Origin of the sequence: Haloimpatiens myeolchijeotgali (genome assembly GCF_042688525.2) — a bacterium.
Lineage (GTDB): Bacteria > Bacillota > Clostridia > Clostridiales > Clostridiaceae > Haloimpatiens.
Map to the genome: position 1 here is coordinate 96,333 of NZ_JBHWAB010000001.1, position 11,625 is coordinate 107,957.

Annotated in this window: 14 protein-coding genes; 11 read left to right on the forward strand and 3 right to left on the reverse strand. The window is 26.4% G+C overall.

Annotated elements, in window-relative coordinates:
* Window positions 1–70 precede the first annotated feature (70 nt).
* From yyaC to ACFIJ5_RS00525, 3 genes are read right to left on the reverse strand one after another with little or no spacing between them, the layout of a single operon-like run.
* Window positions 71–649, reverse strand: a complete 579-nt coding sequence (gene yyaC, locus ACFIJ5_RS00515) for a spore protease YyaC (RefSeq protein ID WP_379802682.1) — start codon at window positions 647–649, stop codon at window positions 71–73.
* 51 nt (window positions 650–700) lie between these two features.
* On the reverse strand, window positions 701–1,753 hold the full coding sequence (gene ytvI / locus ACFIJ5_RS00520) for a sporulation integral membrane protein YtvI (protein ID WP_379802683.1): 1,053 nt from the start codon (window positions 1,751–1,753) through the stop codon (window positions 701–703).
* A 6-nt stretch (window positions 1,754–1,759) separates the two neighbouring features.
* Window positions 1,760–2,914, reverse strand: coding sequence for an aminotransferase class V-fold PLP-dependent enzyme (locus ACFIJ5_RS00525; RefSeq protein WP_379802685.1), 1,155 nt, complete (start codon window positions 2,912–2,914; stop codon window positions 1,760–1,762).
* Window positions 2,915–3,216: 302 nt separating this feature from the next.
* On the opposite strand from ACFIJ5_RS00525, the gene yedF reads away from it, so the two are divergent.
* The 11 genes from yedF (at window position 3,217) to lonC (ending at window position 11,614) form a co-directional block, all read left to right on the forward strand.
* Window positions 3,217–3,810, forward strand: coding sequence for a sulfurtransferase-like selenium metabolism protein YedF (gene yedF / locus ACFIJ5_RS00530; protein ID WP_379802687.1), 594 nt, complete (start codon window positions 3,217–3,219; stop codon window positions 3,808–3,810).
* 92 nt (window positions 3,811–3,902) lie between these two features.
* Window positions 3,903–4,151 carry a DUF3343 domain-containing protein gene (locus tag ACFIJ5_RS00535; RefSeq protein WP_379802688.1) on the forward strand — a complete coding sequence of 83 codons (249 nt, stop codon included), beginning with the start codon at window positions 3,903–3,905 and terminating at the stop codon, window positions 4,149–4,151.
* Between the two features lie 321 nt (window positions 4,152–4,472).
* Entirely contained in the window at window positions 4,473–4,673 is a 201-nt protein-coding gene (locus ACFIJ5_RS00540) for a DUF951 domain-containing protein (RefSeq protein ID WP_379802689.1), read from the forward strand.
* A 95-nt stretch (window positions 4,674–4,768) separates the two neighbouring features.
* On the forward strand, window positions 4,769–5,056 hold the full coding sequence (gene rpsF, locus ACFIJ5_RS00545) for a 30S ribosomal protein S6 (RefSeq protein WP_379809481.1): 288 nt from the start codon (window positions 4,769–4,771) through the stop codon (window positions 5,054–5,056).
* Between the two features lie 11 nt (window positions 5,057–5,067).
* Window positions 5,068–5,520, forward strand: coding sequence for a single-stranded DNA-binding protein (locus tag ACFIJ5_RS00550; protein WP_379802690.1), 453 nt, complete (start codon window positions 5,068–5,070; stop codon window positions 5,518–5,520).
* Window positions 5,521–5,546: 26 nt separating this feature from the next.
* Complete coding sequence (gene rpsR / locus ACFIJ5_RS00555; protein ID WP_379802692.1) at window positions 5,547–5,783, forward strand: 30S ribosomal protein S18; 237 nt, start codon at window positions 5,547–5,549, stop codon at window positions 5,781–5,783.
* Between the two features lie 118 nt (window positions 5,784–5,901).
* Entirely contained in the window at window positions 5,902–6,219 is a 318-nt protein-coding gene (locus tag ACFIJ5_RS00560) for a MazG-like family protein (protein WP_379809483.1), read from the forward strand.
* Between the two features lie 10 nt (window positions 6,220–6,229).
* Entirely contained in the window at window positions 6,230–7,210 is a 981-nt protein-coding gene (locus tag ACFIJ5_RS00565) for a DUF2232 domain-containing protein (protein WP_379802693.1), read from the forward strand.
* Window positions 7,211–7,244: 34 nt separating this feature from the next.
* Window positions 7,245–9,233 carry a DHH family phosphoesterase gene (locus tag ACFIJ5_RS00570; protein WP_379802694.1) on the forward strand — a complete coding sequence of 663 codons (1,989 nt, stop codon included), beginning with the start codon at window positions 7,245–7,247 and terminating at the stop codon, window positions 9,231–9,233.
* Window positions 9,233–9,676, forward strand: coding sequence for a 50S ribosomal protein L9 (gene rplI / locus ACFIJ5_RS00575; protein WP_379802696.1), 444 nt, complete (start codon window positions 9,233–9,235; stop codon window positions 9,674–9,676). The genes ACFIJ5_RS00570 and rplI overlap by 1 nt, the downstream gene beginning before the upstream one ends.
* Window positions 9,677–9,772: 96 nt before the next feature.
* Window positions 9,773–11,614, forward strand: a complete 1,842-nt coding sequence (gene lonC / locus ACFIJ5_RS00580) for a Lon family ATP-dependent protease (protein ID WP_379809485.1) — start codon at window positions 9,773–9,775, stop codon at window positions 11,612–11,614.
* The last annotated feature ends 11 nt before the right edge of the window (window positions 11,615–11,625 follow it).

Here is an 11,625-nt window from a genome sequence, read left to right on the forward strand (position 1 = left end):
TTATTAGTAAAATTTATATTAGAGATAATGAAAATTTATAAATCAGATATATAATGTTTCACGTGAAACATTAATTACTTGAACTTTTATGTAGCTTTTTACCTCCGATAGTTTTTATAATAGAATGATAAATACCTTTAGAAATAACATCTGCTAAATGCATAACTGTATATAATCGTGTATTTTGTAACACTAAAAATTCTAATGCACCAGATATATTAACTATTCCTTTTACACTTATATGACCAACCGGTGGTAAGTCTTTATTCATAGCAGCACCAGGATATAGAGGACCTTTTTCAATAACTATTTTTCCTACATTTTGAATATTTCCTAAAGATGCATCTATTGCAATTATAAATGGATAATCATATTTATTATTAATATCTTTTAAAGTATCACATAAATTTTTGGCATGAATAGGATTTTCTAAGTTACCGTAAATAGATATATTATCTCTTACTAAAAATTTTAATTTTTCTCCTACCAAAGGCCCTAAGCTATCTCCAGTAGATCTATCAGTTCCAATACACAATATTACTATTTGCTTATTTGAGTTTAAAGCATATAAAAGTTGTATACTTAATACATCTCTTAATTTTGATATACAATCTATTTCTGTACAATCTAAGATTAATTTGTTATTCATAATAAATATACCTCCTTTTTGAAATTATTACCAAAAGGGAGGCTTTATATACTAAATTACTTCTACTTTTTTTAATATATTATAAAAAACTACTAAAAATACACAAAATAACATTCCAAAGAGCCCATTGGCCTTAAGTCCTATGAAAATAGCAGCTAAAACTGCTACTGGATGTAAACCAAGGGAAGAGGATACAATTTTAGGTTCTATAATTTGTCTTATTATAGATACAATTGCGTATAATATTGTAATTCCAATAGCAGCAACATAGTTCTTAGAAATAAAACATATAATAGCTACAGGGATATATATAGTTCCTATTCCTAAGATAGGAAGAAGATCGAATATTCCACATAACACACTTAGAATTACTGCATATTTAATTTTAAATATTAGAAAACCTATTAAAGTTTCAATAAAAGTTATAAATATAATAACTAAATATGATAATAGGTAATTACTGAGCATTTTTTTTGATTCAGTTATTATATTAAAAAACCTATCACTATGATTTTTTGAAACCAAATTTAATACTTTGTTTTTAGTATTTGATAAATCTTTTGTAAAGAAATAAGTGGAAAGCAAAGTAAATAATATAACCATTATTATATATGGTATTCGGGAAATAAATGCTATAAATGTAGATATAACTTTACTAGTAATTGCAACCGTAGTGTTTAAAGTTTTTGATGCATAACTTGAAAAATTAGTTTCTATAGCATTTACTAAAGAAGAATCTAAATGATTATAATTATTTTGTAACTTATCAAATAAATTTTTTATGTTTTCCAAATTATTTGTTATGTAAGACTGAATATTTTTTCCTAAGTCTATAATCTCTGAACTTAAAGATGTAATGCCTAGTAATAATAAACTTATTATTATTGTAAAAAATATTATAGTTACTATTAAAGATGCTACCCAATCTTTAAGTTTAAATTTTGAAATCAGTAATTTTGTTGGTTTTTGCAGAATGATAGCAAATAACAATGCAAGAACAAAAGGTAATGTATAACTTAATGTTGAAAAAAATATTAAAAATACAGCAGTATATATTACTAAAAACAAAACTAATTTATCCATTTTTTTAATTAAAGTATCCAATAAACATCACTTCCTTTTCACAATAGTATTTATTGATTTCAATGCATAATTTACGTCTTTAATATCGTTAAAGATACCAAAACTGAAACGTATAGTACCATTAGGATAAGTAGATATAGTCTTATGAGCAAGAGGAGCACAATGTAATCCAGTACGTGTGATAATACCATATTCATTATCCAAAATAAATCCAAGTTCTGCATTATCTATATTAGAAGAATTAACAGATACAGTAGAAGTTCTTAAGCTAGCATCAGTAAAACCATAAACTTCCATAGAGTCTATATTTAAAATTCCTTCTATGAATTTTTGACATAATTCTTCTTCATATTCTTTAATATAGTCTAATCCTACATTTTTAATGTAATTTATACCAGCTAAAAGACCAGCTATTCCTGGAGTATTCATGGTACCACTTTCAAATTTATCAGGTAAAAAATCAGGTTGAATTATACTAGAAGATACACTTCCAGTTCCACCCTCTATAAATGGGGAAGCTATATCATTTAATTTATTATCAATTATAAATCCCCCTATTCCTTGAGGTCCAAGTAAACTTTTATGACCAGTAAAAGCTAAAGCGTTGCAGTTTAATTTTTTAAAATCTACATTTAATACTCCAGCTGTTTGAGCTGTATCAACTATGAAGAAAATATTATTTTCCTTACAGATTTTACCTATTTGTTCTAAAGGTTGTATACTTCCTATTATATTAGAAGCATGTGAAAGTACAACAAGTTTTGTATTAAATTTTATACATTTTTTAAACTTTTCTACGTCTAGAACACCTTCATTAGAACATTGAAGAATAGTTAAATCAATTATCCCTTTTTTTTCAAGGTTAGATAATGGTCTTAATGAAGCATTATGATCCATACTAGAAGTTATAACATGCCAACCTTTTTTTACTATACTTTTTATTAAAACATTTAAAGACATAGTTATATTGGAAGTAAATATAACATTTTGTAATTTATCGAAATTAAAGAATTCTGATATAGTTTGTCTACAGTTAAAAACAACTCTATTTCCTTCTAAAGATGAAGAAGAAGCACCTCTTCCTGGATTAGAACCTACTTTAGTCATATAATTTAAGACAGCAGAAGTTACTTGCTGTGGTTTAGGAAAAGTTGTTGCTGCATTATCTAAATAAATTTTCATTTTTATTTCCCCCTCATATATAGTTAAATTAATTTTAATATAGCAAATGTTTAAAATAACTCTAATCATTATTTGATATTTAAATTAATAAAAAACTATCTATTGGATTTTTAAATAGGAATATAGTTATTGATAAAAATAGATATTTAAGTAAAAATATTTGATATAATTAAGAAGAAATTTAAATTTTAATATATATAAATTATAGTGCAAAATTTGTCATATGTATATTATAAATGATAACGTTATATAGTGTGTGAAAATATATAGAAGTTTATAAGAGAAGATTGGAGGAATTGTAAATGAATAAAATAATAGATTGTAAAGGATTAAATTGTCCATTACCAGTAGTTAATACAAAAAAGCACTTTGATTCAATAGAAAGTGGAGATGCAGTTACAATTGTAGATAATGAAGTAGCTAAAAATAATGTTATGAAATTTGCACAAAAAAATGGATATGAAACAAAATATGAAGAAAAAGATGGACTTTTTTATGTTACTATAGTTAAGGGAAAAGTATTAGAGGATTGTAATTTACAATTTGATGCAAAAGAAAATGAAAAATTTACAATAGCTATAACTAATGATAAATTTGGCCATGGAGACGATAAATTAGGAATTATATTAATGAAAAGTTATTTGTTTGCATTATCTGAATCAGATATAATACCAACTGATTTAATATTCATAAACGGAGGAGTTAAACTTACAGTAGAAGGAACAGAAGTTATTGAAAACTTACAAAAATTACAAGAAAAAGGGGTAAAGATACAAGTTTGTGGTACTTGTCTTGATTTTTATAAAATTAAAGAAAAATTATTAATTGGTGAAGTAAGTAATATGTATTCAATAGTTGAAACTATGAATGAATCTGATAGAGTAATTAAATTATAGAATAATAAATATTAAGTTTATAAAATGAATAATAAAATTATATTGACTTGGTAAAAATAAAGTTAATAAAGTATTTAATTAAAGGTGATAAAATGAATGAATATTATATAGTAACATTTCAAAATACTCATGAAGCAATGAATGGAGAAAAAGTTGCAAAAGAAAATAAGATAAAAATAATGGTTATTCCTACCCCTACTTATATAACAAAGAGCTGTGGTATAAGTTTAAGGGTAAAAGAAGAAAATATAGAAGATCTTAAACAATTAGTAAAGCAAGATAAAATGAAGGTAAAAAATATTCATTTTAAAAAAGGACAAGAGGTTTCTATAATATTTTAAAACAATTAAGTTTTGAATTGTATATTTAATTGGTAATAAGTTTAATATAAAAAACGTAAAGTCTTATATTACAAGACTTTACGTTTTTTTATAATAGATATTCACTATTTATTTAAGTTATGGTATATTTTTTATGTATACTATTGAAAAGTAAAGGTATGCATCAATTATAGAAGTTATAAAATTTAGTTATATAATAGTTATTGTCAATTATTTATTAAATTTATAGTATGGAAATAATATTAAATTAAAATATATAAATTAATTTTAGGTTGTACATAGTTTATCTATTATGTGATGTTATAAAAAGGGGTGAAAAAAGTGAAAACATTTGATGTTGGTTATATAGTACAAATGAAAAAAGGTCACCCATGTGGTAGTAATGAATGGGAGATTCTAAGAGTTGGAGCAGACATTAAAATAAGATGTGTAAAGTGTGGAAGAATAATAATGTTACCAAGAAGTAAGTTTGAGAAAAATATGAAAAAAATATTAAAAATTTCTAATAATACTGAAAAATAAATCCTTGATTTTTCAGTATTATAATGATAGAATATATTGATGGAATCCCTGCTGTGATATCACAGCCGTTAGTCCAAGGGGAGGAGGTGAAAATGATGAGAAAGTATGAAACTATATTTATATTACAACCATCATTAGATGATGAGGCAGTTAATGCTAATATTGAAAAATTCAAAGGTATAATTGAAAATGGTGGAGGACAAATAGAAAACGTTGATTTATGGGGTAAGAGAAAACTTGCTTATGAAATAAAAAAAGTTAACGAAGGAATCTATGTTTTAATAAACTTCACTGCAGATTCTGACTTACCTAAAGAATTAGATAGAAACTTTAGAATTGCTGACAGCGTAATTAGACATATAATCGTTAATCCAGAAAACTAGGTGGTGTTTTAATGAATAGGGTTGTTTTAATTGGTAGACTAACTAAAGACCCAGAACTTAGGTTTACTCCGGGAAATGGAACTGCTGTTGCAACTCTTACACTTGCTGTAGACAGAAGGTTTAAAAGTGCAGGACAACCAGAAGCAGATTTTATTCCAATAGTAGTATGGGGTAAACAAGCTGAATCCACTGCGAATTATATGAGCAAGGGTAAGCTTATAGGAATTAGCGGCAGAATTCAAACAAGAAATTATGAAGCAAAAGATGGTACGAGAAGATACGTAACAGAAGTTGTTGCAGATGAAGTCCAATTCCTTGAATGGGGAAATGGAAATAGGTCATCTCAGTCAAGTATGAATTCTGAGTATAATGAATCTTTAAGCAATTTTGATACTAAACCAAAAAAAGAAGAAAGTTTCGATGAGGATATAACTCCAATTGATGATGAGGATATCCCATTCTAATTAAAGAAGGTAAGGAGGTAAGTGAAATGCAAAACGATCGTAGAAGATCAAGAAGAAGAAAAAAGAAAGTTTGTACTTTTTGTGCAGATAAAAATAAAGTAATAGATTATAAAGATATTAATACTCTTAAGAAGTACATAACAGAAAGAGGTAAGATTCTTCCAAGAAGAATTTCTGGAAATTGTGCTAAACATCAAAGAGAACTTACTATTGCTATAAAAAGAGCTAGAAATATAGCTTTATTACCATTCACTACTGAATAATAAAGGTATTAAAAGCAACACCAAAAGGTGTTGCTTTTTTATTTTAGTTGCATAAATAAAGGAAAATAACTAAAATATAATATATAGGTGGAAAAGGGGAAGAGGGGAAGATGTGAATATGAGAAAAGATGATTTTAATATAATGTCAAATATTAAAATAATTGAAAAACTAAAAGCAGAATTAGTTTGCATAATAGGGGATTTTTTTAAATTATTAACTAAAGGGAGTAATATTGCACAAAATGCTATATTAAATTGTATTTCCGGGGCAATAATTATATTGTATATATTAGCAGATAGACTAGGGTATTCTTATATTGCGGTAGATGAAGAAATTAAAAATAAGTTAAAAGTAGGAATAATTGAAGAAGACGACATTGAGAAAGATGGAAAAGATTTAAGTAGGTTATATAATTACTTAAAAGAAAGAGATTAATGGAGGGAATATGAAAGATAAAATTTATAAAACAAATTCAATAGTTGAGGCAGGAATATTGTGTGTATTTATGTTAATATGTATGCTTTTAAATTCATATGTGCCTTTTTTTGGATTTGTAGGATTAATACTTTTACCAATAATAATAGCTATCTTATATGTAAGGCATGATTTAAAGGTTACGATAGTAGCTTTAGCTGCTAGTTTTTTACTTATAATGTTTTCAACCGGTGTGGTGACAGCAATATCATTTATTTTATTGTATACATTAAGTGGTATAATTTTAGGATATTGTATAAAGAAAAGAGTAGCAGGTTCTATTAGCCTATTTTTTGTAGCTATAGCATTTAGTATAGGCGTAATTAGTTTTTTCTTTTTAGTAAGTAAGTTTATATATAAAGAAGGAATTTATGATTTAATAAATCAAATTATAACAATATATAAGAATCAGACTGAAGAAATGATTATGCATTATAAGCAAATGGGAATTAATACACAAAATATTAATCAATTAAAATCAATGGTTGAAAGTTTAAATGTTAATTTAGTTTTGAGTGTACTTCCCGGTTATGTAATAAACTGTTGTGTTATATTTACTTTTTTAATTTATAAACTTGCAGTTAATATATTCGGAAAATTAAGAATGAATATAAATAATATTAAACCTTTTAAAGAGTGGCATATAGATGATAGATTAACAGGTATTATCATAGGAATTACTTGTATTGGAATAATATTAAATGCTAAAAATGTTATTATTGGTCAATACATAATAAATTCTTCTATAATTGTTGGGAGTTTTATATTTTCAATAGTAGGAATCTCTGCAATAATTTTTTTATTCAGGGGAAAGTACAAAGTATCTAAAATAGCCATAGGGTTGATGATTGTACTTGTTATTATGTTAGGAATGATTAGAATATTTCCTATGATAGGCATAATAGATAGTATAATTAATTTTAGAAGGTTTTCATTAAATAAAAAAGTATAGTGTTTCATAAATGAGAATTGATTGAGGGATAAAAATGGATGATAAGTATAATTATTTTACTCCTAATATTAAGTTGTATATGGTCATAATGGCTATATTAAGTTTCATAATACTTTTTTATAATGTTATATTAGGAGTAGTAGTTTTAGTTTTTTGTGTTGGATTAATTATATACAACATAGAAAAAATGAAAGTGAAAAAAAATGAATGGAAGAAGTTTATAGAAGGATTTTCATCAAAGTTGGATATAGCAACAAAAAATACTCTTGTAAAACTTCCATTTGCTTTAGTTATTATAAGTGAAAAAGGAAATATACTTTGGTATAACCAACAGTTTAATTTAATATTAGATGATGAAGAAATTTTAGGAAAAGACATAAGAGAATTAGTAAAGGAATTTAACGTAAAAAGAGCGTTAAATAAAAAAGTAAAAAAATTTTCTTATATGAATATAAATGATAATTATTATGATATATATGTAACTACAGTTAATATGAAAGAGGATAAAGACAATGAAGAAAAGATAATGTTACTGTATTTTACTGATATAACAGAAAAATTTAATTTATTACAAGATATAAGAAAAAATAGAGAATCAGTTATGATAATAGAAGTAGATAACTTAGAAGAAGTTATAAAAACTACTGAAGAAGATAAAAAACCTTTACTAGCGGCTGAAATAGAAAGAAAAATAAATAGTTATGCTCAAGGGTTACAAGCCATGATAAAAAAATATTCAAACAATAAATATATTTTAACTATTCAAGATAAATATATTGAAGAAGAAATGGACAAAAAATTTGATATACTAGATGATATAAGAGATTTAAATATTGGCAATAAATTATCAGCAACTTTAAGTATAGGAGTAGGAAGAAATGGAGATACCCCCCTTAACAATTATAAACTTTCCATGTCAGCTATCGAATTGGCATTAGGTAGGGGTGGGGATCAAGTAGTAGTAAAAAACAAAGATAAATTGTCTTTTTATGGTGGGAAGACAAAAGAGGTTGAAAAGAGAACAAAAGTAAGAGCAAGAGTTATAGCACACGCATTGGTTGAACTTATAAATGAAAGTAGTAATATACTCATAATGGGTCATATAAATCCTGATATAGATTGTTTAGGAGCTGCAGTAGGAATAAATAGTACAATCAGACTTTTAGAAAAAGAGTGCTATATTGTATTAGATAAAACAAATAATGGTATAGAAAGTATGATTAAAAAACTCCAAGAAAATACCGAATATAATAGTACATTTATAAGTTCAGAAAATGCAAAGAAAATTGTAGATGATAACACATTACTTATACTTGTAGATGTCCATGGATCTAATTATGTTCAAAATATTGATATAGTTGAAAGATGCAGCAGAGTGGTAATAATAGACCATCATAGAAAAGGTACTAACTTTATAGATAAAAATATTTTAAGTTATGTTGAACCATATGCATCATCTACTTGTGAATTAGTAACAGAAATGATTCAATATATGGTAGATAAGCCTAAACTAAAATCTGTAGAAGCAGCAGCACTTTTAGCAGGTATATGTGTAGATACTAAAAACTTTTATTTTAAAACAGGGGTTAGAACTTTTGAGGCAGCAGCTTTTTTAAGAAAATTAGGTGCTGACACAATAGACATAAAAAAAATATTTTCACATGATTTAGATGAATATGTTAAAAAATTAGAAATAATAAAATCTGCTAAAGTTGAGAATAAAATAGCAATAGCAGTTTGTCCCCAAAATATTAAGGATACTATAATTGCTGCACAAGCAGCAGATGAACTTTTAAATATAACAGGAATACAAGTATCTTTTGTTTTAGTTCAAATAGATAATAACATTTTTATAAGTGGCAGATCATTAGGTGATATAAATGTTCAAGTAATACTAGAGAAACTAGGGGGAGGCGGTCATATGACTATGGCTGGAGCTAAACTTAGTGATATTAGTATTGAGGAAGCATTACAAAGATTACAAAGTGGAATAAACAATTATCTAAAGGAGAGTGAGAAATAATGAAAGTTATATTATTGAAGGATGTCAAAGGATTAGGAAAAAAAGGAGAGGTAGCAAACGCATCAGATGGATATGCAAGAAACTATTTATTTCCAAGAAATCTTGCACAAGAAGCAACACAAGGTAATATAAAACAATTAAATCAAAAGAAAGCAGCTGAAAGAAAGAAAAAGCTACAAGAAACAGAAAAAGCACAAAAATTAGCTTCTGAACTAAAAGGTAAAGAAGTGAAAATATTTACTAAATGTGGAGATAATGGAAGATTATTTGGAGCTATAACAAGCAAAGATATATCATCAGCATTAAAAAAACAATATAAAATAGATGTAGACAAGAAAAAAGTTGTTACAGATACAATAAAACAGTTAGGAACATATGACGTAGAAGTTAAGATTTATCCAGAAATATCTACAAAAATTAAAGTTGCAATTTTATCTAAGTAGTTAGGTTGTTACTTGAAAGGGGGATAACACTTCTATTTTAGAAGTGGATACAAATTGAGAAAAGAATTTAATGATAAAACAAATATATTTAAAGGTATGCCCATCGAAGAACATATTGAGGTCTTATATGATATTGTAAATAATTCTTTTGATAAAAAAACTATAAGGACAAGAACAGTTAGACATAGGCTTGAAAAATATATGAAAAGTAATAACTGTTGTGAGAAAATATATGCAATAAATAAAATAGTTACAGATGGTAAGGGTATAGATATAGTACCTAATGACAATAATATTAATGAAGTTTTGGAAAAAACTGATAATGTAATAGCTGAGGTTTTAGCTAAAAGATATGTTCAAAATCAAATTGAAAAAGAAATTGAGAGCCTATTAATTCAAAAACAAGATAAGTTTATGGATGATATGAGACTTAGTATTATCAAGAAGAAAAAAGGACCTGAAAATACTAAGACAATAAAAAAATATGAAAAATTAAAAAAATTAGATGATAGAAAGACTTCAAGAAATATTCAAACTATTCTTCGTCCTGAAAAATTCTCAGAAATAATTGGACAAGAAAGAGCTATTAAATCATTAATGTCTAAAATAGCATCACCATATCCTCAACATGTAATTTTATATGGTCCTCCTGGAGTTGGAAAAACATCAGCAGCAAGGTTAGCCCTTCAAGAAGCAAAAAAACTTAAATATACTCCATTTGAGGTAGAATCAAAATTTGTTGAAGTTGATGGAACTACATTAAGATGGGATCCAAGGGAAATAACAAATCCTCTTTTAGGTTCTGTACATGATCCTATATATCAAGGAAGTAAAAGGGATTTAGCTGAAACAGGTATTCCAGAACCAAAACCAGGTCTTGTTACTGAAGCACATGGAGGAGTACTTTTTATAGATGAAATAGGTGAGCTTGACAATATACTTCAAAACAAGCTTCTTAAAGTATTAGAAGATAAAAGGGTAGAATTTTCATCTTCTTACTATGATCCAGATGATGAAGAGACTCCTAAATATATAAAATATCTTTTTGAAGAAGGCGCTCCAGCAGATTTTATTTTAATAGGTGCTACAACTAGAGAACCTAGTGAAATAAATCCTGCTTTAAGATCAAGGTGTGTGGAAGTGTATTTCGAACCACTATCTTCAAAGGATATTGAGAGAATAGTTTTAAATGCAGCAGAAAAATTAGATATAGATTTACAGCATGGAGTAGCCGAGTTAATAAGCAGATATACTATAGAAGGCAGAAAAGCTGTAAATATATTGTCTGATGTTTATGGATATGTACTTTATAGTAACGAATTACAACAAGATAGAGTAAAAATAACGTTAAAGGATGTAGAAGATATTATTTCTATAAGTAGATTAATTCCATATGAAAAAAAGAGTGATTTAAATAAAGCTGAAATTGGACATATTAATGGACTTGGAGTAGCAGGATATATTGGTTCAGTTATAGAAATTGAAGCAGCAGTATTTGAAGCTAAAGAAAAAGGAAAAGGTACATTAAGATTTAATGATACTGCAGGTTCAATGGCAAAGGATTCAGTTTTTAATGCTGCATCTGTAATAAGAAAAATAACAGATAAGGATATAAATAATTATGATATACATGTAAATGTTATTGGCGGTGGTAAGATAGATGGACCTTCAGCGGGTGCAGCTATAACAGTATGTATAATAAGTGCATTATTAAAAAAACCAATAGCGCAAGATGTAGCGGTAACAGGAGAAATATCTCTTAGAGGTAAATTAAAACCTGTTGGGGGAATTTTTGAAAAAGTTTATGGAGCAAGAAGAAAAGAAATTAAAACAGTTGTTATACCAAAAGATAATATAAATGAAATACCACAGGGATTAAAAGACATAGAGGTTAAGACAGTAGAAGACATTGAAGAATTATTAAAAATAGTTTTTTAGGAGAGAATGAT